This is a genomic window from Streptomyces achromogenes subsp. achromogenes, assembly GCF_000720835.1.
GTDB classification, from domain to species: Bacteria; Actinomycetota; Actinomycetes; order Streptomycetales; family Streptomycetaceae; genus Streptomyces; species Streptomyces achromogenes.
Map to the genome: position 1 here is coordinate 59,439 of NZ_JODT01000055.1, position 20,910 is coordinate 80,348.

The following is a 20,910-nucleotide window of genomic DNA, read 5'->3' on the forward strand; positions in this document are numbered from 1 at the left end:
TCGGTGCGCGGCTGCGCAGCAGATGGTCCAGGCCCGGGCCGCAGTGCGCCGACGCCGGCCGGCGGGTGGGACGGGCCTCTCACCGCGTCGACGGGCTCCAGCCGCACCGGACGCTGGGTGAGCCCCGCGTCCCGGCCGTCGGACAGCGGACGCACCCGGCCGGACCCCGGATCCGTGTCACCGTGCAGCAGGCACTGGGCGGCCGAGGGCCGGTCATGAGGACCGACCCGGTCGGCACGATCGCCGAGGGCGACCGCGTGGTGGCCGAAGGGACCGCCGGGGCCACGACCGTCACCGGCGCCGCCTGCGACAACCGCCGCATCGGCGTCCGCACGGTGCGCGACGGCAGGGTCGCCTCGGTGGTCGCGTACGCCGGCACCCACCACGTGGCCGAGACCCTCTTCTCCGGCCGGGAAGGCGGCGGGGGTCAGCCGGAAGGTGTGACGGGAGGGCCGTAGGCCGTCTTGAGGAGGGGTGGGAGGGTGGCGGGGGTGGCGTGGTAGGTCTGGGTGCCCACCGTCGCCAGGGCCAGGGAGGCCAGGACCGAGCCGGTGCGGGCGGCGTCGGGCGGGGTGCGGCCGGTGGCCAGGGCGGCGAGGTAGCCCGCGCGGAACGCGTCGCCGACGCCCGTCGGGTCGGTGACCGCGGTCGCCGGGGCCGCCGCGACCTCCACCGGTGGTTCTCCGGCGCGGTCGATCCGGCTGCCCTTCTCGCCGAGCGTGGTCACCCAGGTGCCGACCCGGTCGAGGACCTCGCCCGCGGTCCAGCCGGTCTTGCGCAGGAGCAGTTCGTGTTCGTACTCGTTGGTGAACAGGTGGTCGGCGCCCTCGACCAGTTCGCGGATGTCGCCGCCGTCGAGGCGGGCCAGTTGCTGGGACGGGTCGGCCATGAAGCGGATGCCCAGCCGCCGGCAGGCGCGGGTGTGGCGCAGCATGGCCGCCGGGTCGTCCGCGCCGATCAGGACGACGTCCGCGCCGGAGGCGACCTCGGCGAGATCGATGCGCGCCGCCTCCGTCATCGCGCCCGGGTAGAAGGACGCGATCTGGTTGCCGTCCGGGTCCGTGGTGCACAGGAAGCGGGCCGTGTGCCGGGTGGCGGAGACGAGGATGCCCCCGGTGTCCACGCCCAGCGCCGACAGCCGGGCGCCGTACTCCGCGAAGTCGGCGCCGACCGCCCCCACCAGCAGCGGGCGGTGCCCCAGCAGGGCCAGCCCGTAGCTGATGTTGGCGGCCACCCCGCCCTGGCGGATCTCCAGGCTGTCCACGAGGAACGACAGCGACACCCGGTCCAGGCGGTCGGCCAGCAGTTGGTCGGTGATGCGGGCCGGGAACGTCATCAGGTGGTCGGTGGCGATGGAACCGGTGACGGCGACGCGCATCTCAGACTCCCGCCGCGGCGCGCAGCGCGTCCACCCGGTCGGTGCGCTCCCAGGTGAAGTCGGGCAGCTCGCGGCCGAAGTGTCCGTACGCGGCGGTCTGGCCGTAGATCGGGCGCAGCAGGTCCAGGTCGCGGATGATGCCCTTCGGAGAGAGGTCGAAGACGTCCCCGATGGCCTTCTCCAGGACGGCCTGCGGGACGCGCGCGGTGCCGAAGGTCTCCACGAACAGCCCGACGGGCTCGGCCTTGCCGATGGCGTAGGCGACCTGGACCTCGCAGCGGGAGGCCAGGCCGGCCGCCACGACGTCAGGGCCTTCAGCTCCGGCTCCACGACGAACTCGCGGATGTCGGGGGCGAGCAGCGTCTCCAGGTCGATGTCGGAGGCGTGCTGGGAGGAGACCACCACCGTGTCCAGGCGGACGGCCTTGTCGCCGTCGTACTCGATGGTGACCTGGGTCTTGCCGGCGATGTCCGGGGACTGCGCGCCGATCGACACCGACACACCGCAGGAGGCGCCGTCGAAGCCCTTCTTGGAGGAGTCGTAGCCGATCCGCAGGACCGTTTCGCGGACGAGGGTCGCGATGTCCGCGTAGGCGGTGGTGGTGACCTCGCCGGCCACGTGCACCTGACCGGTGGTGATCAGGGTCTCCACGGCGACCCGGGCGGTGGGGTCCTGGGCGAGCAGCGCGTCGAGGACGGCGTCGCTGATCTGGTCGGCGATCTTGTCGGGGTGGCCCTCGGTCACGGACTCCGAGGTGAACAGGCGACGGGACATGTGCGGACGTCTCCTTGGCCGGGGAGGTGGGCGGCAGGGCACCGGCCCCGCACCGCCGCGGGGGCCGGGGCGGTGCGGAGCCGGACGGGCTGGACGGGCACGACCGGCCGGACGGGCCGGACCGGCCGGTCCTGCTGGAGGGAGGTCAGTTCTCCGGGTGGTGGACGGCGAACACGGTGTAGGCGTGCGGGTCGGGCTTGGCCAGCGCGGCGGCCCGGTCCCGGTACACCTGCACGTCCGGGTCGCCCATGGTGGCCTTGATGTCGGCCTTGCTGACCCACTGGGCGTAGTAGACCAGGCGCTTGCCGTCGAGGCTGGTCAGGATGTTCACGGAGATGCAGCCGGGCCGGTGCCGGATAAACTTCTCGGCGCCCTCGCTGAGCACCTCGGCCAGCTCCTGCTGCTTCTCCGGCTCCACCTCGAAGACGTTGATCATGGCGTAGGTGCCGTCGTTCTCCCGGATGACCGTCTCTGGCATGACGTTTCCTCTCATCGTTGGCATGACATCGGTGCTGTGCCGGTGGCGTGGATCAGGCGGGCGGGGCCGCCCAGGCGCGGGCCACCTCCAGCGCCTGCTCGGGGTTGAGCCGGGGGTCGCACAACGTGGCGGGCGTGCTCCCGGCCGGGGTGGCGCCGAGCTCGGCCGGATCCGACCGGACGCACTCGGCGACGTCGTGCGGGGTGGTCTCCAGGTGCAGGCCCGCGGGCGTGCCGCCGGCCTCGGTGACCGCCTCCAGGAAGCCCCGGACCTCCTCCACCACCGTCCGCACCACCCGGACCTTCGCCCCGGACGGCGCCTTGACGGTGTTGCCGTGCATCGGGTCGCACAGCCACGCCACCCGGTGCCCGGCCTCGCGGACGGCGCGGACCAGCGGCGGCAGCGCGGTGCGTACCGCCGACGCGCCCATCCGGGAGATCAGGGTCAGCCGGCCCGGCTCGCGGTCCGGATCCAGCCGGGCGCACAGGGCGAGCAGCTCCGCCGGGCCGGTCGCCGGGCCGACCTTGCACGCGACCGGGTTGGTCACCTGCGCCAGCATCCGGGCGTGCGGGCCGTCCGGGTGCCGGGTGCGCTCGCCGATCCAGGGCAGGTGGGTGGAGGACAGCAGGACGTGGCCGGCCGTGGTGCGGCGCAGCAGCGGCAGCTCGTAGTCGAGGACCAGTGCCTCGTGGCTGGTCCACACCGGGGCGCCGGTGGGCAGCGCCCAGTCGCTGGTGCGCTGCCGCAGATACGTCACGGCGCGGTGGGCGGCGTAGTAGCACTCCAGCATGCGGCGCGGGTCGGCGCGGCGGGCCGCCGCGGTGGGTTCCGGGGCGTTGACCAAGTGGCCGCGGTAGACGGGGAGTTCGGTGCCGTCGATCAGCTCGGTGGGCGCGCTGCGCGGCTTGGCGAACTGTCCGGCGATCCGGCCGACGCGCACCACCGGACGGCCGGTGGCCGCCACCATCACCCCGGCCAGCGCGTCCAGCAGGCCCGCCTTGCGCATGACCGCCTCCGGGGCGCACTCGGCGGGGTCCTCCGCGCAGTCGCCCGCCTGGATCACCAGGTAGTGGCCGGTGGCCGCCTCGGCCAGCAGGGTGCGCAGCAGCCGGACCTCCTCCCAGGTCACCAGCCCCGGCAGCTGGGCGAGTTCGGCGCGGGCCGCCGCGGCCTGGACGGGGTCGTGCCAGGCCGGCTGCTGCGGTGCCGCGCCGAGGTCGCGCGGGAAGTCCTCGTCGAGATCGTCGAGGGGGACCTCGACGGCGAGCGGATGCAGCGGATATCCGGGGCGGGTCAGCCCGGTCACGGTCGTCCTCCAGGGGTCGGGGCGGACGCGTACGGTGCGGACGCGTACGGGGCGAGCGCGTACGGTGCGGACGCGTACGGGGCGCCGGCGGGCGCCATCAGAACGACGACGACTCGGCGGGCAGCCGGCGCGCCAGCGTCAGGCCGTCGGCGACCGGCAGCAGGACCAGCTCGACGCGCTCGTCCTTGCGGGCGTGCTCGTTGAACGCGTGCACGGCGGCGGCCTTGACGCCGGGGAACTCGTCGATCACCTGGCCGCTGAACAGGGTGTTGTCCACGAGGATCAGCCCGCCCGGACGCATCCGGGGGACCAGCTCCTCCCAGTAGTCGATGTAGCCGGGCTTGTCCGCGTCGATGAAGGCGAGGTCGAGGTGCGGCTCGGCGGGCAGGGCGCGCAGGGTGTCCACGGCCGGGCCGAGGCGCAGCTCGATGCGGTCGGCGACCCCGGCGCGGGTCCAGAACTCCCGGGCCAGCGCGGTCCACTCGGCGGAGACGTCACAGGTGATCAGGGAGCCGCCGGGGGCCAGCCCGCGGGCCAGGCAGAGCGAGGAGGAGCCGGTGAAGGTGCCGACCTCCACGATGGTGCGGGCGCCGAGCAGCCGCACCAGAAAGGTCAGCAGGGCGGCCTCCTCGGGGGCGACCACCATGTGCGCCTGGTCCGGGATCGCCTCCCGGGTCCGCTCGGCCAGCTCCGCCAGCAGCGGGTCGGGGAGCATCCGGCCCTGGACGAGCAGGTAGTCGTGGAGTTCGGGCGTCAGCGCGATGTTCCTGAGCGTTTCGTTCCGCAGCACGGGTACTCCCGGTGGTCTAGGGGTGGGTACGCAGGGTGGGGCGACGGGGCACGGGGGAATCCCGTGGGTCCCGGCTCAGGCGTCCGGGTGCTCCGGGGCGGCCGGCCACGCCTGGTAGGCCTGGCGGACCGCCTCGGCCGGGCGGGGCAGACCGTCGATGGCGCCGCGCAGGTCGCCGGCGCAGTGCAGTTCGAAGCGGCGCCGGCGGGCGGGACGCCGGTGGTCGCGCACGAAGTACGTCACGGTCGATCCCCCCGGGCCGCCCTCGTGCGGGTTGTGGCCGCCGCCCTCCCACAGCAGCCCCGCCTCGGCGTGCCAGGCGGTGACGAGCCGGCGCAGCAGGGGACCGGAGGGGCGGCGTACGACGAACGCGGTGTGGTTCTCGAAGCCGTACGCGGACTCCGCGGCCTCGACCCGCTCGTCGTACGCCGCGCTGTCGCGCGGGAAGAGGAAGACCTCCACGGCGGGGTGCCGCCGCCCGTCCGGCAGCGGGAGCCGCAGGCGGGTGATGTGGACGTCGCAGCGCGCCGGGTCCAGGCGGTGGCGGGCGCTGAGCCGGGCGCGCACCACGGTGCTGGGCACGGCGGGAAGGGGCGCCAGTCCCCGTTCCTCCAAGTGGTGCAGGCCCGCGTCGAGGGTGGCGGGAAACAGCAGAACGGCGCAGTGGTCGAACGTGCACTCCCGCTCGGTCAGCGCGGCCGCGGTGCCGTCCGGTCGCAGCGGTGCGAGAAGTTCGGACGCCGGTGCGGTACTGGCGTGGCGGGCGTCGCGGATCACCGCGTCGAGGCGGCGCAGGTCGGCCGTGCCGAACGCGCCGTCGGCGGCCGGATCGGCGGCCTGCCGGAATGAGGGGTGGGTGGTGCCGGAGGATTGAACGAAGGCCATTGATACCTCCTGCCTCAGGGCCGCCGGAATTCTGTGCAGGTCTTCGTTTTCCGGGCAAGAGCGATCTGTGAACGGGGTACCCCAAGCCGATAGTGACTCGCCAGTAATGCCGCTCTGACCTGCGAGAACGGTTTGATTCGGCCTTGTAGATGGCCTGTATCGGGCGCACCGATCGGTTCGCTCGCAGCCTTTTTCGGCGCTCGGGAAAAGCGGAAGGCGCGCGTTCTCTATTGATGTTTCTTACCGTCGGGGAATCCATGGTTCGCCCCTGCCGATGAGAGCCATCGGCGGCACCGAATGACAAGCCGGCGTGCTCCGTCGATCCTCGCCCTTCATTGAGTTTTCTTATCCGATCCGGCCGGGTGCACGGCATCGGGATTTCTTATCGGGTGAAAGCTGGACCAGGCGATCGAACGCCCCGCAGAATCCCCTCTCGCAAGGCAGCACCTATTTCGTTCTGCCGCAACGGAGGTTTCCTCGTGAACGCTCCACCCACGGATTTCCTGACCGCGTCCGGCACGTTCACCGACGCGCTGGTCCGCGCCGCCGGCCGCCGCCAAGCGCCCGCCGTATGGGACGGCGGGCGCTGGCGGACCTGGCGGGACTGCCTCCGCCAGGCCGAACGCACCGCCGCCGCCCTGCACCGACACGGGCTCGCGGCCGGCGATGTGCTGGCGGCCCGGCTGCCCAACTCCTGGGAACTGGTGGTGCTGCACGCGGCCACCGCCCGGCTCGGTGTGCTGCTGCTGCCCCTGCACTCCGCCTACGGCAGCCGGGAGACGCGGTCACTGATCGAGCAGTCCGGCGCCGTCGCGCTGGTGGCCGCCGCCGGCCGGCGCGGACGCGACGACCTCGGCGAGATCCGCGCCCTGCGCGAGACCTGCCCCGGGCTGCGGCACATCTGGGTGTCCACCGGCGCCGGATCCGTGGCCGCCGGTACGGGCTCCCAGGACACCGGTCCCGCCGATACGGGCTCCCGGGACACCGGCCCCGCCGCCGGTCCCGTCTCCACCGGTGGGCTGCCGGACCTGGCGAGCCTGCTGGACGCGGCGCCGGACCCGGGCGTCCGGCTGCCGCCCCCGCCCGCCGATCCCGCGGCCCCCCTGGTGCTGCTGGCGTCCTCCGGTACGACCTCCCGCCGGCCGAAGCTGTGCGTGCACAGCCACGCCGGGCTCCTCGGCAACGCCGCGGCCGTGGCGACGGACGGCGGACTCGGCGCGCGGGACACCATCGTCTCCGCGAGCCCGCTCAGCCACGCCTTCGGACTGCTCTCCGTCCATCTCGCCCTGGTGACCGGCGGAGCGGTCGGCCTGTTCGGCGCCTGGGAACCCCGCGCCTTCGCCGCCGCCCTGCGCGCCTGCGGCGCCACCGCCGCCTTCGCCGTCCCCGCCCAGCTGCGCGACCTGCTCGCCCTCCCGGCCGCCGAGACCGGTGGCGCTCCGCTCGCGCTGCGGGAGGTGCGCACCGGCGGCGCCCCCGTGCCCCGCGAACTGGCCGACGGCGTACGGCGCGTGCTGGGCGCCCGGCTCATCGTGCAGTGGGGGATGACGGAGATCGGCGCCGGTACGTACACCCGCCCCGGCGATCCGCCCGAGGCGACCGGCACCATCGGCCGGCCCGCCCTCGGCGCGGCCGTGCGCGTCCACCGGGACGGCAGGCCGGCCGCGCCCGGCGAGACCGGTGAACTCCAGTACCGCAGCCCGTGGATGTTCTCCGGCTACCACCGCGCCCCCGAGCCGACCCGGGCCGCGTTCACCCCGGACGGCTGGCTGCGCACCGGCGACCTGGCCGCCCTGCTTCCGGACGGCTCGGTCGTCTACCGCGGCCGGGCCGACGAGCTGATCAACCGGGGCGGGCTGAAGTTCAGCGCGCTGGAGGTCGAGGAGCTTCTGAACGACCTGCCGCAGCTGGCCCAGCACGCCGTCGTCGCCCGCCCCGATCCCCGCCTCGGCCAGCGCACCTGTCTGCTCGTCGCGCTGCGCGAGGGGACGCGGCTCACCCTGGAGGACGTCACCGGGCACCTGTCCGGCAAGGGCCTGGCCACCTACAAACTTCCCGAACAACTGGTCGTCGTGGACCGGCTGCCCACCACCGTGACCGGCAAGATCGCCCGCGCCCGACTGCGCGCGATCCCGCTGCCCCCGCTGCCCGCACAGCCGCCCCGGCGCACCCCCGTGGCCCCCGCCGCGAGCCACGCGGAGGCGGGAGCGTGAGCGGTGAGATTTTCCCCGGGGCAGCCCCGGGGAACACGACCGCCGGCCGACGGGCCGCACCGGCCCCGGGGAACACCGACGGCGGCCCGTCTCCAGGGCGCCCGACCGGCGGCCAACAGCTTTCGTCAGGCCGCCAGTTGTCTGCGCAGCACCGTCTGCAGGCCCACCAGGTTGGGGTTGGCCGAGTTGCGGTCCAGCCATGTCATGGTGACCGCCGTGCGCAGCCGGGCGTCCTCCACCTCGATCACCGCGACCTCGCGCCGGTCCGCCTGGGCCCGCACCGCGACGTGCGGCAGCAGGGCACAGCCCATTCCCGCGGCGACACACGCGCCGAGGGTGCCGATGCTCGACACCTCCGCGACCGGTTCCTTGGCGACGGCGCCGGAGAACGCGCCGTCGTACATCTCCCGGAAGCCGCAGCCCCGTTCGGTGGCCAGAAACGGCTCCTTGACAAGGTCGGCGAGCGGTGCCCGGCCGCGCTCGGCCAAGGGATGGTCCGGCGGGGCGATCACCACGAGGGGTTCCTCGGCGAGGGTCTCGGCCAGCAGCCCCGCCTCCGCCGGCGGAGCGCCGAAGGTCAGACAGACGTCCACGTCGCCGCGGCGCACCGCCTTGTACAGCTCCCCCCGGTTGCCCTGGGTGACGCGGACCCGTGCCTCCGGGTACAGCGAGCGGTAGCGGGCGAGCACCGCGGGCAGCAGATGCAGGCCCACCGTCTCCAGCGCGCCCACCGCCACCTCCGCGTCGGGCCGGGACACCGCCCAGCGTGCCTCCTCCAGCAGCTTGAGGATCCGCCCGGTGTACTGCGACAGGGCCACGCCCTGCGGGGTCAGCCGCACCCGCCGCTGGGACCGGTCGAGCAGGTCCACGCCCAGCTCGCGCTCCAGGGCCTGGATCTGATCGCTGACGCTGGACTGCGCGTAGTGCAGTTCCCTGGCCGCCTGGGTGACGCTGAGCGTCCGGGCGACCGTCTCGAAGGTCCGAAGATGCCGTAGCTCCACGTCCTGGCTCCCCCTTGCTCGACCCATCGGCTCAGCCGATGTTACCCATAGGGCATTCCCGTCGTCACCAGCGGCAATTCGCCTTTCCGGTCCGCTTGAATGGTTTGTGCCGCCCCCCGCAACTTCCTCTTCTATGGCGGTAATTCACGCAATCGAACGAAGGAGAATTACATGTCGACGCAGGCGGAACCGCAGCGGGCTTCCGTCGCACCGGCACGAACCGACAAGCCCTCGCGGACCCTGCTGGTCGGGCTCTCGCTCGGCTACTTCATGGTCCTGCTGGACATGACGATCGTCTCGGTGGCACTGCCCGCCATCTCCACCAGCCTCCACGTCGGGCTGAGCGGTCTGCAGTGGGTCACCAACGGCTACACCATCACCTTCGCCGCCCTGCTGCTGACGGCCGGCTGGCTGTCCGACCGGCTCGGCGGACGCCGGGTCTTCCTGTGGGGTCTGGCGGCCTTCGGCATCCTCTCCGGCGTCTCCGCCGCCGCGAACACCCTCGGCGCCCTGGTCGCCCTGCGCCTGGCGCTCGGTGTGGCGGGCGCGCTGCTGCTGCCCGCCTCCCTCGCGGTGATCACCAACGCCTACAGCAACCCCGCCGACCGCGCCCGTGCCGTCGGCAACTGGGCCGCGATCACCGGGCTCGCCCTGGCCGCCGGTCCCCTGGTCGGCGGCGCGCTCACCGACACCGTCGGCTGGCGCGCGATCTTCGTCATCAACGTGCCGCTGGCGCTGGTCAGCTTTGTGATCACCCTGCGCCTGGCCCCGGAGACCGCCCTCAAGCAGCGGAGCGGCCTCGACGTCACCGGCCAGGTCAGCGCGGTCGTCGCGCTGGGTGCCCTGTCGTACGCGCTGATCGAGGGCCCGGACAAGGGCTGGGGAGCGGGGCTGGTCGTCGGCGCCTTCGTGCTGGCCGCCGTGGCCGCCGCGGTGTTCGTCACCGCCGAGTCGCGGGCCGGGGACGCGGCGATGCTGCCGCTGCGCATGTTCCGCAGCCGTGGCTTCTCCGCCGCGCTCGCCTCCGGTCTGCTCGCCAACTTCGGCCTGTCCGGGCTGCTGTTCGTGCTGTCGCTGTACTTCCAGGAGAGCCGCGGCTACTCCTCCTTCAGCGCCGGCCTGGCCTTCCTGCCGCTGACCCTGCCCACCGCCTTCAACCCGATCTACACCGGGCGTCTCGTCGGCCGCATCGGCCCGCGCCGCCCCGCCACCACCGGGTTCGTCCTGATGGGCGTCGGCGCGCTGCTCCAGGCGCCGTTCACCGGTGACTCCGCCCTGGCGCTGACCGCCACCGTGGTCGGTCTGCTCGCCTTCGGCTTCGGCGTCTCCTTCGCCCTGCCCGCGCTGGTGGCGGGCATGGCGAGCTCCGTACCGCCCGAGCTGGCCGGCATCGGGGCCGGCGCGCTCAACTCCGCCCGCCAGGCCGGCGCCCTGCTCGGTGTCGCCGTCCTCGGTGTGGTGCTCAACCTGTCCTCGACCAACGCCGGCGGCACCCGGTGGGCGCTCGTCGTCGGCGGTGTGACCCTGCTGGCCGGGGCGCTGATCACCGTGACGGGTCTGCGGGGGCGTACCGCGAGCTGAACCGACCCCGGCCCCACGTGCAGCGCCCCTGCCCCAACCACTGGAGGAGCATTGGCAACCGCATCACCGTCCGCCCGTCCCCCGGCCGGTCCGCCGGTCCTGCGCGTGGACGGGGTCGACCACCTCGCCTTCGTCACCTGGAAGCCCCGCGCCACCGTCGAGTTCTACACCCAGGCCCTCGGCATGCCGCTGGTGCACGCCATCACCGCCACCGGCTGGGTCACCGAGGACTACCCGGACTTCGTGCACTTCTTCTTCGACATGGGCGCGGGCAACCGCATCGCCTTCTTCTACTACTTCGGCCTGCCCGAGGAGGACGCCCCGAGCGACCTCATGCACCGCTCGCGGCACCTGGCCTTCCACGTCGACACCGAGGAGGAGCTCCTCGCCTGGCGCGAGCGGCTGAAGGGCCACGGCATCCGGGTCACCCGGCCGCTCGCCCACGAACTGATCGAGTCCATCTACTTCGACGACCCCAACGGCATCCAGCTGGAGATCACCCGGCCGCTGCGGCCCATGTCGCCGGTCGACGCCCGGGACGCCGAGCTGACGGTCCGGGCGCTCGCCGACGTCGCCGAGTCGCCGCGGCCGACGGTGGAGGCGCTGTGGCGGCGCAAGGCGGAACTGATCCGCAAGGACACGGAAGGAGCCGGCCTGTGAGCCTCGCCCTGTACGTGCTCGACGTGCCCGAGTTCCAGCCCGTGGCCCGCGCCGCCGAGGCGGCCGGGCTGACCGCCCGGCGGGCCGGCGACTACCTCGAACTGAGCACCGACGCCGACGAGGCCGTGCTGCGCCGCGACGAGTCCGCGATCCGCACCGCGGTGTGGCACGCCGCCCTCACCGGCGGCCTGGACGGCCGTATCGTCCGCTTCACCTCCGACACCCTCCACCTCGCCAAGGAGCAGGCGTGACCACGAGCACCGGACCCACCCCCCGTCACCCGGTCCTCGTCGTGGGCGCCGGGCCGGCCGGCCTCAGCGCGGCCCTGGCCCTGCGCGCGGCCGGCCTGCCCGCGGTGGTCCTGGAGCGCCGTACGGAGAGCACCGTACGGCCCGGCAGCCGGGCCGCCTATCTGCACGGGGCCTCGCTGCGCGAACTGGAGCGGCTGAGCCCCGGACTCGGCCACGAGATAGCGGGCCGGGGCGTGATGTGGGCGACGAAGCGCTCGTACTGGGCCGGGCAGGAGGTCTACACCCGCACCTATCCGCCGAGCACCCGCGAGGGCCTGCCGCACTTCACCAGCCTGCCGCAGGTGATCACCGAGGACCTGATGGCGGCGGCCTGCCGCAAGGGGGGCGTGGAGTTCCACTGGGGGGTGGAGATCACCTCGGCGCTGAGCACCCCCGAGGGCGTCCTGCTCAAGGACTCCACGGGGCGCGAGTGGCAGGCCGACTACGTGGTCGCGGCCGACGGCTCGCGCTCCGCGCTGCGCTCGGCGATCGACAGCCCCCTGGAGGGCCCGCGGTCCCGGAACACCTTCGTGGTCGTCGACCTCGACGACGACCCGGAGCACAATCCGCTGCCGATGGAGCGCGTCTTCCACTACCGCCACCCGAACGTCGGCGGCCGCAATGTGCTGACGGTGCCGTTCGCGGGCGGCTGGCGGGTCGACCTGAACCTGCTGGTGAACGACGACCCCGAGCGGTTCGTCTCCCCGGAGGGCCTGCGCCGCTGGATCCCGCGGATCCTGCCCGAGGCGTACGGCGACCGGGTCCGCTGGGTGTCGACGTACCGCTTCGCGCAGCAGGTGGCGCAGCGGTTCACCGACCACCACCGGCGCATCCTGCTGACCGGCGAGGCCGCCCATCTGTTCGCGCCGTTCGGCGCGCGCGGCATGAACTCCAGTGTCCCGGACGCGATCCGGGCGGTGGAGGCGATCAGCCAGGCCCTGGACAGCGGGCGCGACCTGGCCGCGGCCGGCGCGGCGATCGCGCGGTTCGCCCAGGACCGCAAGGAGGCGGCCACCTACAACCGCGCCTGTGCCAGCACCGCGCTCGAACACATGCTGGCCCACCGCCCCTCCCTCTGGCTGCGCCAGCGCGCCGCCGCGGCGGTGGCCACGGCCGGCCGCAGGGCGGGCGAGTGGCTGGACTCCGCGCCGTACGGCCCGAAGCTGACGGCGCGGGGAGCCGGCCGCGGCTCGTACTGAGCGGCCACCCCGGCACCTCCGACGGCGGCCGTGCCCAAGCCGGCTACTCCCCCGGGCCGGCGACACGGCACGGACCGCCGTCGGAGGTTCTCCCCGCCCCGCGGGACACCACCGGCCGACAGCCATCTCCCGGTGGGCCCGGACCCGCCGGCCCCCGGGGTTCGTCCGGTGGACCGCGGGCCGCGCCGGAACCGGCGGGGCGAGGGCGGGCCGGTGCCCTGATCGTGTTGACCGCTCCCGGCAGGCAGTGCTGGGGTCGGCACATGGACAGCGTCCCCGCCAACCGGCGGCTCTGGAACCGGATCAGCAACGCCTACCAGGACAAGCACGACCCGCGCATCGGCGCCACACCCCGGCTGTGGGGCATGTACTCGATCCCCGACGCGCGCCTGCGCGCCCTGGGCGACGTCACCGGCAAGCGCGTCCTCGAACTCGGCTGCGGCGCCGGCCAGTGGTCCAGGGCGCTCGCCGCCGAGGGCGCCGCCGTGGTCGGGCTCGACCTGTCCGAAGCCCAACTCGCCGCCGCGGCACGCGCCATGGGACAGGCCCGCCACCCGCTGGTGCAAGGCGCCGCCGAACGGCTCCCCTTCGCCGCCGACAGCTTCGACCTGGTTTTCTGCGACTTCGGTGGGCTCAGCTGGGCGCCCCCGCACCTGGCCGTCCCGGAGGCCGTGCGCGTCCTGGCCCGAGGCGGGCGCCTGGTGTTCAACGTCGCCAGTCCATGGTTCGAAGTCTGCTACGACGAAGCGGCCGGCCGTGTGACCACGACGCTGCAGAGGGACTACTTCGGACTGGGCACCGTCGCCGAGGGCGACGGCGCGACCAGCTATCAGCTCACCTACGGCGGCTGGGTCAAGGTCCTGCGGGGCGCGGGGCTCGTCATCGACGATCTCATCGAGCCGCGGCCCGAACCCGGAACACCCAACGGCTACAACGAGACCGACCCGCCCGACTGGGGCCACCGCTGGCCGGCGGAACTGCTCTGGGTAACCCGCAAACCGTGATCCCCGCGGGCCCGGCGCCGGCCTGCCGCGCCGGTGGCCTCCCCCGGTGAAGAAACGTCTTTGCGTCGGATCAGGGCGGAGCGATCGGCGTGCTCGGCAGGATCATCCGGGCCACGGCCCGTACGACGTCCACGGCGGCTTCGCGCAGGGTGGGCGAGAAGGCCAGGTAGACGGGGAGGGGCGACGGGGCCGGGCCGAGGAGTCCGGGCGGGGCGGGGCGAATGCCGGGATGTTTCTGGTAGGCGTTCTCGCACAGCGCCGTGCAGGCGAGACCGGCCTGGACGGACGCCCGTACGGTGTGCGGATCGGTGCACCAGGGCACGGAGTACCAGGCGACGCCGTTGCGGTCGAGCGTCTCGGCGATGTGCTGGCTGAGCGCCGAGCTGCCGCCGAGCAGGGCGACGGGCACCCCGCGCCCGGTCGTGGGCGGCGGTCCCCCGAACCAGTCGAGCCGCAGCCGCCCCAGCATCTCCGCGCGGGGCGTCTTGATGCCGAGCAGCAGCGCCGCGTCGATGTCGCCCGCGGTGACCCGGTCGGCCAGCGGGGCGCTGAGGTCGGTGGCCACCGCGCACCGCACGTGCGGCATCTCGGCGTCCAGCCGGGAGAGCATCAGGCCCAGCCCGTCCGCGAAGTGGATCGAGCAGCCCATGCTCAGCGTCGCCTTGCTGCACAGGGCCGACACCCGGTTGAGCACGTCGTTGTTGAGCCTGATCACGTGCCGGGCGTGAGCCACCAGTTCACGCCCGGCCGGGGTCAGCCGCAGCGGGCGCTTGGTGCGGTGGAACACCGGTGTCCGCACGATCGATTCCAGCCGCTGCACCTGCTGGCTGACGGTCGGCTGGGTGACGTGCAGGGACTGGGCGGCACGGGCGAACCCGCCTTCGTCGACGACGGCCAGCAGGGTACGCAGAAGCTTCACTTCGATGTCACGCTGCAAGGTTGCCCCACCCGTTTCCGTTGAGACCGACCAAGGGGGCCGTCACACCGACGGCCGAGGCCGGACGGGTGGAAGCACGTTCCCGGACGTGCGTGGACGACAGAGCACGGGACCCCCCGAACACCCGCGCTCTCGAGCCGAGATACGGCTCATTGTGACCCACTGACCGGATCCAGCCAATGAGAAGAAACGGAAAGGAAAGTTAAACGAAAGTGTGTGCGTCGCTGCACTCGTTTGCGTCAACCGTTCCGGGTTCCCCGGTCCGCCCCCGCCCCGGGCGGGGCGGGTGTCACTATGGGCGGGGCCGGGCAGACCAGGGGGGCGAGTGACGGACAAGGGACGCGTGGCCCTGCTCATCGGCGTGGGCGAGAACCCGGGGGCGGAACACCTCCTTCCGTCCCTGGCGGCGACGGTCACCGCGGATCTGGAGGTCCTGGGCGCCTCCCTGCGCGGCAGCGGGTACGAGGTGCGGGTGCTGCCGAATCCCACCCGTAACGAGATCACGGCGGCGGTCTCCGGCTTCTCCGGCGGCGTGCCCCCGGGCAGCACGGCGCTGGTCTATTTCACCGGGCACGGCGTCCGGATCGGCACGACCGACTACCTGGTCCCGGCCGACGCCCGCGCCCCCGCGACCGACGACGCGGCCGGATGGGAGCAGCCCCACGTACGGGAGTCGCTCCTGGAGGCCGACATCAGCCGCTATCTGACCGACTGCTCGGCCGGCACCGTGCTGTGGGTGATCGACGCCTGCCGCTGGGGCGTGGGCGAACAGGGCGCCGCCTTCGGCAGCAGCGTGGTCCAGGGCCCCCCGCGCAGCGGCTTCGCCATGATGACGAGCTGCGGCCCCGGAGAGCCCAGCGGCTTCGCGGAGACGGGCAGCTTCTTCACCGCCTCCCTCGCCCGTGCCTTCGACCCGCTGACCGAGGCCACGACGGTGGAGCAGGTGTACCGGGCGGCCGCGAGCGCCACCCACACGCTCTCCTTGCGGGCGCAGCGCCCTTTGCAGAAGGTCAGCATCTCCTACGGCAACGACCTGGAGGAACGGACCAGGGCCCTGGAGGTCGCCGAGGGCAGGCGGCTGCTCGAACCCTGGCAGGACGTCGTCCGCACGTCCGCCCTCTGGGAGCGGGTGCCGGCGGGCGACGCGGAGACCGTGGCCCCGCTCCAGGACTGCCTGTCCCGCCTCGCCGCCCAGGCCGCCCGCCATGTGCACCGCGCCCAGCAGCGGCTGCCGGACCCCTGGGCCGACGACGAGTATCCGGTGCGGCTGCTGACCGAACGCCTCCCCCAGCTCCTGCCCAAGGGCGCCGAGCTGTCCGCGCTGGAGGTCACCGCGCTGATCGCCGGCGTCCTGCTGCACGAGACGGCCTGGGCGGACCGGCTGAGCCAGGCCGCCGAGTTACGTCCGTGGCTGGTACGGCGCCGTCCCGACGCCGACGGTCAGCGCCGGCACTACGAGCAGATCACCGAGCAGTACCCGCAGATCAGCGAGAAGCTCTCGGGCGCGTACGCGTGGCTCGCGGACCCCGACGACGACCGGCACGCCGTCACGCTGTGGCTGGTCCACCGCTGGATCGGGGAGCGGTTCGTGACCGACGAGGAGGCCGTACCCGCCGTACTGGCCGACGAGTTCGTGGCCCGGCTGCTGGACGTCGCACCACCGGCGGCGGGCGAGCGGCTCGGCGGCCGGGCCGGAGCGCTGTCCACGGCGCTGCGCGCGGTCGCCGCCGGACTCGCCGTGGGGGCTCCCGCGGACGACGAGCGGCTGCCGCCGGACCGCCACCTGGTGCGCAGGACACCGTGGCCCCTGCGGGTGCGTCCGCTCGCCGCGCTGCTCCGCCTCGCGGGTCTGATCTCCTTCGACACCCGGTGCCTGCCGGAGGTCGTCGCCGAGCACCTCGCCGTCTCCGACGCGGTGCTGCCGGGCGAGGTGGTCACCGTGCTCCGGGATGCCTTCTGGGACCTCGACCAGGACGGCAACACCCCGTCCTCGCTGCATCTGGACGCGGTCTGCCCGCACCCGGCGATCCACGCCGCGCTCGCCTCGGTCGTGGAGGACGCCGACGACCTCGGCCATCAGCTGCGGGAGTCGGCCCGCCGCCTCCCGCGGGAGGAGTCCCTGCTGCTCCGGGCGCTGCCCGCGCGGCTGTCCGACCACCGGCTCCGCCCGGACCACGTCCACGGCAGGGACGCCTACGACGTGCCGCTCGCGCGGTTCTCCCTGGCGCAGACCGAGATCCGCCGCCTGCTGATGGGCGAGAAGCTGTACGACGGCGAGCCCGCGCTCGCGCTGCGGGAGCTGTACCAGAACGCCATGGACGCCTGCCGGTACCGGGAGATGCGGGTCAGGTACCTGCGGGCCCTCGGCAGGGAGCCGGCCGCCTGGGCGGGCCGGATCCGCATCGAGGCCGGCGAGGACGACCACGGCCGTTACGTCGAGTGCGTGGACAACGGCGTCGGCATGACCGTCGACCAGCTCAAGAACACCTTCACCCGGGCCGGCCGCCGCTTCGACCAGTCCCATGCCTTCCGCCGCGAGCAGGCCGCCTGGCTGCGGCGCGACGGTGCGTTGCGGCTCTACCCCAACAGCCGTTTCGGCATCGGGGTGTTCAGCTACTTCATGCTCGCCGACGAGATGTCCATCGTGACCCGCCCGGTCGGCACGGACGACCGCCCCGCCGGGAAGGCATGGCGGGTCGAGATCCCGGTCAGCGGCAGTCTCTTCCGGGTACGGGAGGACGACGAGCGGGGCGGGACAGTGCTGCCCGAGGGCGGCACCCGCGTGCGGCTGTACCTGCGGCGCGCGAGTGCGCTGCCCGAGGGCTCCGCCGTGGCGGTGCTGCGCTCCCTGGTCCTGCTCAGCGAGTTCCACCTGGAGGTGCGCGACCAGGACGGCACCGGGGAGACCTGGCAGCCGGGCCGTCTCAAGACGGGTGACAGGCCGGGCGAGTTCGCCACCCGGTTCGTCATCGAGGCCGTACCCGGCACGTTGTGGTGGGTGTCGGCCAAGGGAGCGATCGTGAACGACGGCATCGCCACGGACCAGCGGCCCTTCGGCTACGTGCTCAATCTGTCCGGCCCGCACGCGGGCGAACTCAGCGTCAACCGCAGGAAGCTGGAGAAGTACGACGTCCCGTGGGCCGGGAAGCAGATCGAGCGCGGCGCCGGCGCACTCGTCACGGGAGCCGTCCTGAGCCTGAAGTGGCTGTGGACGATGGAGTCCCGTGAACCCCCGGTCGCCCGGATCCTGTGGAAGGCCCTGCGCGGGCACGGCGTCCCGGTGTCGGACGGCCCCGGCCGACGGGTGAACCTCGACGAGGTCGGCTGGTTCAGGCTGGACGAGTCCCTCAAGGAGCACGGCGAGCCCGGAGAGGAGCGGCTCCGCCAGACGTACCGGCCCTGGCGGCTGGCCGCTCTCGGTCGCGAGTCCCAGGCCCGGAACAGGGCGGTTCCGCTGTCCCTGGAGGGCCACCCCGTGCCGCGGCCGGGCTGGTCCCACATCGCGGAGAGGGTCGATGGCGACTGGCGTGAGGCGGTCCTGACCGCCGATGAAGAGGACATGACCGTGGCGGAGGTGCTGCGCGTGACGCGCGGCCTGCGCATCGCGCATCCGCGACTGGCCGGGCCGGCCGTGCTCGGCGACGGCGACCTGGACTGGAAACCGGGCTTCACCGACTTCTGTGTCATGCGCGGGCTCCTGGGCAGCAAGCCCGATCCGCTGGACGTGCTCCGGGCCAACGACTGGGGGCACTCCGTGCCTCGCAAACGACGGGTCACCGACGAGATGACCTACCGGCACGCCCCGGACGATCTCTCCGGTCTCGTCCACGCCTCCTCCCGCTTCGGCACACCCCTCGCCGAGCTGGCCGAGGCATGCGCCCGGTACGCGCCCTTCCTGCGCAGGCCGCTGGGGGCGGTCCCGGCCCCTCACCGCGACCACGTCTGCTCGGAGGCCGAGCTGAGGCTCCTCTACGTGAAGGAGGACGAGCGTCAGGTGCGGCCCGCGGTCCATCCGTGGGACGTACCGGTGGTGGCCGCCGCGACCGGCCTCGGCACGGCCGAGGTGACGCGCCGCATGGCCGAGTTCGCCTGGCTGGGCCGCCCCGCACCCGATCCGGTCCTGGCCGCACGGTGGGATGCCGTGTCACCGGAAGTGTTCCCGTTCCTGCGCCACTACATCGGCCACGACGGCGCGGGCCGCCCCGTGCTGCCCTGGGCCGCCACGGTGGAACTGGCCGCGGAGTTGGAGTTCACCGTGTGGGAGGCCGAACGCCTCCTGGCCCTCGAGACGGAGGGCCTCGGGGTGGTCCACCGCCGGCGCTACACCAAGCGCTCGCCCGGCCGGGACGTGGTCCCCTCTCCCGACACGGGCCACCTCGTACGGTGGCTGCACGGCGCGGGCATCCGGCTGGAGGACGGCGTCTCGCTGCGGGACCTCGCCTTCGTCCGCTCTCACGCGACGTCGTGGGAGGAACTGTCGGAGTACGCGGACGAGTTGCGGGAGGCCGGGGTGTGGCTGCCCGACGCGGGGAACCTGTTGCGCGCCTGGGACGACCTGCCGACGCCCAGCAGGTACGCGTTCTCCGGGGAGGACCCCAGTTGGACGGGCGCCGACTACCCCGTACCGGCGACCTCGGCCGTGCTGTTCACCGGCAGCCAGCGGCTGCGGCAGAAGCTGTCGGTGCTGTGGGACACCGCGCACCGAGAGGCCCGGAACCTCGGGCTGGACGACGGGTTCGTCGCCCCGCACCCGCCCGAGGAGCTGCGGGACTTCGCCCCGACCTGGGACGAGACGGCGGTGCTCATCGACGCGGGCCCGGAAGAGGACCCGGACTACGAGTGGTTCGAAACACCTCGCTGGGTCCCGCTCACCGCGCAGCGGCTCGTCGACCATGCCCGCAGGCGCAACCTCGGCGCCCGGGCGGCGTACCGGGCCCTGGCCCCGTTCCGGGCCATCGGCGCACTGGTACCGGAACTGTCGGACGAGGCGCAGGCCGCCCTGCCGGACGACGTGCCCTCACCCCACGACGCGGTCGCCGTCGACCCGGCGTACCGCGTCTCCCCGCCCGGGACCCCGCTGCTGCCGCTCGACCTGGTCGGTGTCGCCGGCCGGCTCGGGGAGTCCGTACGGCACACCTGGGAGCGGCGCGTCGCCCCCTACCTCTCCCTGGAGGAGACGCCGCCGTCGATCGCGGGCGTCCCCGATGTCGTACCCGGCTGGCAGGACCTGGCGATCCTCTCCGCACACCTCGACGGGCGGCTCCCCCAGGTGGCCGGTCCGGTCGGGCGGGACCGGATCGAGCGGTGCGCCCGGGCCGTGGACGCGACGCCCGAGTGGGTGCGCGGGCGCCTGGAGGTGTACGCGGAGATGTTCGGGCTCCGGTTCGAGTCCGCCGACGCCACGGAAGAGCAGGCAGGGGAACGGGAGGAGACAGGGTGACGCGGCCCGGTCAGCACGAACACGGCGTGCCGTACGCCGAGGTGGACGCCGGTGACGTCGACGCCTCCCTCTTCACCCAGGAGCCCGCCCCGGACGGACGCGGGGTGATCGTCTCGGGGAGGTGCCCGCGCTGTCACGGCACCACCCGGACGCTGTTCCCGTGGGCCCGGCCGGGCACCGGGTCGAAGGGCGCGCTGGGGCGGCTCCTCGGCAGGGGGACGGCGAGCGGGGCGGAGGACGGGCCGGAGCCGCTGCTCGCGGAAGTGCACCTGTGCGAGTGCGGTCACGCCCACCCCCAGTGTCCCCCGGACACGCTGTACGTCGGCTGCGGCGCGAGCTGGCGGATACGGCGATGAGTACCCGTTCCGACCGTCGCTGGGCCGAACTCGCCCGGGAACTGGAGTTCACCAGGCTTCCGGAGCTGCGCCGGCAGGCGGAAGGGTGGCGCACCGGCCTGACGGGCCTGACGGCCCTGTTCGCGGTCCTCGTGCTGCTGAAGGGGCGGGACGACCTCTCCGACCTGTCCGAGGCGGCCCGCGCGACCGCCACCGGGCTGCTGTTCACCGCCTTCGTGCTGCTGGTGGCGGGGTCGCTGCTGGCCGTACGGGCGGCGCACGGGACCGTGGAGCGCGAGATCCTCCTGGGCGGGCAGGCACTGCGCCGCTGGACCGAGCGGGAGGTGACCCGCGTGACCCGGGCACTGGTGCGGGCCCGCCTGTGCTGCGTCCTGGGGGTGGTCCTGGTCGTCGGAGCGCTCCTCGTCGCCTGGGTGACGACCCCCGGTTCCGGCGGGCGACCGGTGATCGTGAAGACCGGCACCGGCGTGGTGTGCGGCGACCTGATCCGCGCCGACCGGCACCACGTGGAGATCCGCTCCGGGACGAACGGCGAGGTCTCGCTGCCCTGGACGGCCATAGCCAGCCTGGAACCCGGCGCGGCCTGCGGCAAGGCACCGTAGCCCGGGAAGGCGTGCG

General features: G+C 73.6%; 17 protein-coding genes and 1 pseudogene. 10 read left to right on the forward strand and 8 right to left on the reverse strand.

Annotation, left to right across the window (positions count from 1 at the left end):
- The first annotated feature begins 215 nt into the window (after positions 1-215).
- Positions 216-458, forward strand: a complete 243-nt coding sequence (locus tag IH25_RS41455; protein ID WP_157847074.1) for a nuclear transport factor 2-like protein — start codon at positions 216-218, stop codon at positions 456-458.
- Here the strand turns inward: IH25_RS41455 and IH25_RS0135630 are convergent.
- The 6 genes and pseudogenes from IH25_RS0135630 to IH25_RS0135655 form a co-directional block, all read right to left on the reverse strand.
- The gene (locus tag IH25_RS0135630) at positions 428-1,378 is read right to left on the reverse strand and encodes a carbohydrate kinase family protein (RefSeq protein ID WP_030620727.1); all 951 of its coding nucleotides are present in this window, start codon (positions 1,376-1,378) and stop codon (positions 428-430) included. The two genes, IH25_RS41455 and IH25_RS0135630, sit on opposite strands and share 31 nt — an antisense overlap.
- A gap of 1 nt (position 1,379) precedes the next feature.
- Positions 1,380-2,152 (reverse strand): annotated as a pseudogene (locus IH25_RS38155) (methionine adenosyltransferase domain-containing protein).
- 145 nt (positions 2,153-2,297) lie between these two features.
- Positions 2,298-2,630: an antibiotic biosynthesis monooxygenase family protein gene (locus IH25_RS0135640; protein WP_030620731.1), complete on the reverse strand. Its 333-nt coding sequence runs from the start codon at positions 2,628-2,630 to the stop codon at positions 2,298-2,300.
- Between the two features lie 52 nt (positions 2,631-2,682).
- Complete coding sequence (locus IH25_RS0135645) at positions 2,683-3,927, reverse strand: 3-deoxy-7-phosphoheptulonate synthase (protein ID WP_078844590.1); 1,245 nt, start codon at positions 3,925-3,927, stop codon at positions 2,683-2,685.
- A gap of 106 nt (positions 3,928-4,033) precedes the next feature.
- Positions 4,034-4,726 (reverse strand): O-methyltransferase, encoded by a 693-nt coding sequence (locus IH25_RS0135650; RefSeq protein WP_051754366.1) that lies wholly within the window; start codon positions 4,724-4,726, stop codon positions 4,034-4,036.
- Positions 4,727-4,801: 75 nt separating this feature from the next.
- Entirely contained in the window at positions 4,802-5,611 is an 810-nt protein-coding gene (locus IH25_RS0135655) for a hypothetical protein (protein WP_030620738.1), read from the reverse strand.
- Positions 5,612-6,090: 479 nt separating this feature from the next.
- On the opposite strand from IH25_RS0135655, the gene IH25_RS0135660 reads away from it, so the two are divergent.
- Positions 6,091-7,824, forward strand: coding sequence for a class I adenylate-forming enzyme family protein (locus IH25_RS0135660; protein WP_051754367.1), 1,734 nt, complete (start codon positions 6,091-6,093; stop codon positions 7,822-7,824).
- Positions 7,825-7,949: 125 nt separating this feature from the next.
- On the opposite strand, the gene IH25_RS0135665 is transcribed toward IH25_RS0135660, so the two are convergent.
- Positions 7,950-8,825: a LysR family transcriptional regulator gene (locus IH25_RS0135665; RefSeq protein WP_030620741.1), complete on the reverse strand. Its 876-nt coding sequence runs from the start codon at positions 8,823-8,825 to the stop codon at positions 7,950-7,952.
- 171 nt (positions 8,826-8,996) lie between these two features.
- On the opposite strand from IH25_RS0135665, the gene IH25_RS0135670 reads away from it, so the two are divergent.
- The 5 genes from IH25_RS0135670 to IH25_RS0135690 all read left to right on the forward strand — a co-directional run bounded on the left by IH25_RS0135670 (position 8,997) and on the right by IH25_RS0135690 (position 13,559).
- Entirely contained in the window at positions 8,997-10,406 is a 1,410-nt protein-coding gene (locus IH25_RS0135670; protein WP_030620743.1) for an MFS transporter, read from the forward strand.
- Between the two features lie 51 nt (positions 10,407-10,457).
- Positions 10,458-11,066, forward strand: a complete 609-nt coding sequence (locus tag IH25_RS0135675; RefSeq protein ID WP_200692124.1) for a VOC family protein — start codon at positions 10,458-10,460, stop codon at positions 11,064-11,066.
- Positions 11,063-11,317, forward strand: a complete 255-nt coding sequence (locus IH25_RS0135680) for a hypothetical protein (protein WP_037656281.1) — start codon at positions 11,063-11,065, stop codon at positions 11,315-11,317. The genes IH25_RS0135675 and IH25_RS0135680 overlap by 4 nt, the downstream gene beginning before the upstream one ends.
- Positions 11,314-12,555: an FAD-dependent monooxygenase gene (locus IH25_RS0135685; RefSeq protein WP_030620749.1), complete on the forward strand. Its 1,242-nt coding sequence runs from the start codon at positions 11,314-11,316 to the stop codon at positions 12,553-12,555. The genes IH25_RS0135680 and IH25_RS0135685 overlap by 4 nt, the downstream gene beginning before the upstream one ends.
- A 263-nt stretch (positions 12,556-12,818) precedes the next feature.
- The gene (locus IH25_RS0135690) at positions 12,819-13,559 is read left to right on the forward strand and encodes a class I SAM-dependent methyltransferase (RefSeq protein WP_030620751.1); all 741 of its coding nucleotides are present in this window, start codon (positions 12,819-12,821) and stop codon (positions 13,557-13,559) included.
- A 70-nt stretch (positions 13,560-13,629) separates the two neighbouring features.
- On the opposite strand, the gene IH25_RS0135695 is transcribed toward IH25_RS0135690, so the two are convergent.
- The gene (locus IH25_RS0135695) at positions 13,630-14,478 is read right to left on the reverse strand and encodes a LysR family transcriptional regulator (RefSeq protein ID WP_030620753.1); all 849 of its coding nucleotides are present in this window, start codon (positions 14,476-14,478) and stop codon (positions 13,630-13,632) included.
- Between the two features lie 343 nt (positions 14,479-14,821).
- Between IH25_RS0135695 and IH25_RS0135700 the strand changes: the two genes are divergently transcribed.
- Genes IH25_RS0135700 through IH25_RS0135710 form a run of 3 tightly spaced genes read left to right on the forward strand, consistent with a single transcriptional unit; the run spans position 14,822 to position 20,894 of the window.
- Positions 14,822-19,936 carry an HD domain-containing protein gene (locus tag IH25_RS0135700; RefSeq protein ID WP_030620755.1) on the forward strand — a complete coding sequence of 1,705 codons (5,115 nt, stop codon included), beginning with the start codon at positions 14,822-14,824 and terminating at the stop codon, positions 19,934-19,936.
- Positions 19,933-20,292: a hypothetical protein gene (locus tag IH25_RS0135705; protein ID WP_030620757.1), complete on the forward strand. Its 360-nt coding sequence runs from the start codon at positions 19,933-19,935 to the stop codon at positions 20,290-20,292. Before IH25_RS0135700 ends, IH25_RS0135705 begins: the two co-directional genes overlap by 4 nt.
- The gene (locus tag IH25_RS0135710) at positions 20,289-20,894 is read left to right on the forward strand and encodes a hypothetical protein (RefSeq protein WP_030620759.1); all 606 of its coding nucleotides are present in this window, start codon (positions 20,289-20,291) and stop codon (positions 20,892-20,894) included. Before IH25_RS0135705 ends, IH25_RS0135710 begins: the two co-directional genes overlap by 4 nt.
- The last annotated feature ends 16 nt before the right edge of the window (positions 20,895-20,910 follow it).

Coding starts and splice junctions, on each gene's coding strand:
- IH25_RS41455 (WP_157847074.1), top strand. CDS start 216: ATGAGGACCGACCCGGTCGGCACGATCGCCGAGGGCGACCGCGTGGTG.
- IH25_RS0135630 (WP_030620727.1), bottom strand. CDS start 1,378: ATGCGCGTCGCCGTCACCGGTTCCATCGCCACCGACCACCTGATGACG.
- IH25_RS0135640 (WP_030620731.1), bottom strand. CDS start 2,630: ATGCCAGAGACGGTCATCCGGGAGAACGACGGCACCTACGCCATGATC.
- IH25_RS0135655 (WP_030620738.1), bottom strand. CDS start 5,611: ATGGCCTTCGTTCAATCCTCCGGCACCACCCACCCCTCATTCCGGCAG.
- IH25_RS0135670 (WP_030620743.1), top strand. CDS start 8,997: ATGTCGACGCAGGCGGAACCGCAGCGGGCTTCCGTCGCACCGGCACGA.
- IH25_RS0135690 (WP_030620751.1), top strand. CDS start 12,819: ATGGACAGCGTCCCCGCCAACCGGCGGCTCTGGAACCGGATCAGCAAC.
- IH25_RS0135710 (WP_030620759.1), top strand. CDS start 20,289: ATGAGTACCCGTTCCGACCGTCGCTGGGCCGAACTCGCCCGGGAACTG.